The organism is Paenibacillus agaridevorans (assembly GCF_003112455.1).
Taxonomy (GTDB): Bacteria; Bacillota; Bacilli; order Paenibacillales; family Paenibacillaceae; genus Pristimantibacillus; species Pristimantibacillus agaridevorans.
This window is the reverse complement of record NZ_BDQX01000218.1, coordinates 1-1,938: the sequence shown is the minus strand read 5'-3', so window position 1 is coordinate 1,938 and position 1,938 is coordinate 1. Positions and strand designations below refer to the sequence as shown.

General features: G+C 48.3%; 1 protein-coding gene. It reads left to right on the top strand.

The features are described 5' to 3' along the window. Window positions 1-149 precede the first annotated feature (149 nt). Window positions 150-1,802, top strand: a complete 1,653-nt coding sequence (locus tag PAT3040_RS19820) for a transposase (RefSeq protein WP_181376737.1) — start codon at window positions 150-152, stop codon at window positions 1,800-1,802. Window positions 1,803-1,938: the final 136 nt, after the last annotated feature.

Sequence of the window (1,938 nt, the reverse complement as noted above, 5' to 3'; positions counted from 1 at the left end):
CCCGATTTTTGAGACTGTCGATTAATTCTAGAACATGCACAAATAAAAATCCCCAAATATCCATTAAAACCACCCATTTTCTTTAAATATCTCTAAATAACTCCCTATATCGTGGTATAATAGATTTATATCGAGGGGAGAGAATGACAATGGCAGTCGCTTTCAAACAGTTTGAGCAGCTTACATTTGCAGATATCGAGGTTTACTCCGTATTGCCCGAGCATCCGATTTGGAGTAAGGTCGAGGAACTCGTGGATTTTAGCTTTGCGGATCGCATTTGTGCTCATCTCTACTCGTCGCGAGGCCCTAAACCCTATGCACCATCCATAAAGTTTAAGCTGCACGTTATCCAGCGATATTACAACCTTTCGGATCGCGAGATGGAGGAGCGCGTCATTGGCGATCTCTTCATTAAGCGGTTTTTGGGCGTTCCGGTTAGTTTTATGGGGTTCGACCACAGTACGATCGGCCTTGACCGCGATCGGCTCGGTTCGGCATTATTTGACGCCTGTCATCACCACATTCTCGCACAAGCCAAACAAAAGGGGTTGTGGGGCGACAACAAGGACGTTTGGATTGTCGATTCCTTCGTAACACAAGGGAATGCCGTTTACCGCTCATCCTATCGCCTAATCAAACATGCCTTTGTCCGGGTGCTCAATCATTTGAAACGTTCGTACCGGCAATTGTTTGACCGCGCACATACCGAGCTTGACTTGCGTCCGTTGACCGCCAAGCTTCCTCCCGATGCGACGCCTGAGGATCTCGCCGTTGCTTTCAGCCAATTGGTTCTAATGGCGTATGAACTGCTGCACTGGTTTGAAAAGGATTCGATTCGCGACTTATTCTGGACATGGTCTTATCCGGAACGACGACTGGTTTCGTTGGAGCACCAGGCCATTCTGTTCCAGATTTTAATGGAGAATGCGTACCCGGAAGACCCGAATGATCCCCATGTACCCTACAAAAAAATAGAGCGTAAAAAACGGCTCAAAGACCGTGTTGGCAGCGCAGTCGATCCGGAAAAGCGAAATGGTGCCAAAAGTAAAACCGTACAATTTTTCGGTGACAAGGTACAGGTGGTCATATCGGAAACCAATGGCATCGTGCTCAATGCGGAACCGATTGCGGGCAATGAGCCGGATGGCGAACGTCTGCAGGAACTCGTGAGCGCTGTGATGAAAGAGCATAACGCCAAGCCTGAGTATGTCTTGGGCGATTCTGCGTACGGATACGGCGCGCACCGTAAGGCGTTAACGAAAGAAGGCATGCAACTTGTAGCACCACTAAAATCGGTTGGCGTCAACGCGAAAGGACTCATGTCCAGCGACTTATTCCACTACGATCTCGAAACAGAATCGGTCACCTGCCCCCAAGGTCAAGTAACCACTCAGGCTCACGACATGCGGGGGGAGCTTGGTAAGCAATATATCTTCGCCAAATCGCAATGCAAGAACTGCCCGGTTAGAACGGAATGCACGACGAGCAAAAAGACCGGAAGAACCATTTTCATCAGTGATTACTATGCGGAATTCAAGCAAGCAGAAGTCTTTAATGCGACCGATGAAGGCAAGACTTTACTACAGAAGCGTGCGAACATTGAACGGAAATGTAATGAGATGAAAAACCACAACGGGCTGGGCAGAACGCGATTACGTTCCCGGGAGAAGCGACGTATAGACACAAAAATTGTGGCCGCGGTGACGAATCTGAAGCAAATCGTTAAACATGCGCAGGGTTCGCTTACGCTGAGTTTTCAGCGAAAGCGTGGCTCTGGTCAGCTACGGGCATTTTCCGGTTAAGGGGAGCAAAAGGAACAAAAAAACGGGCCGATATGCCCGGATTTGGACGCCACAAGGGGCTAGAAGTAAAAAAAATACAAAAAACACGATGCGGGATAGTCTGAGGGTTATTTAATCGACAGTCTCTTTTTTCGGG

Bases quoted from the DNA above. Each gene is read 5' to 3' on its own strand.
- PAT3040_RS19820 (WP_181376737.1), top strand. From the start codon at position 150: ATGGCAGTCGCTTTCAAACAGTTTGAGCAGCTTACATTTGCAGATATC.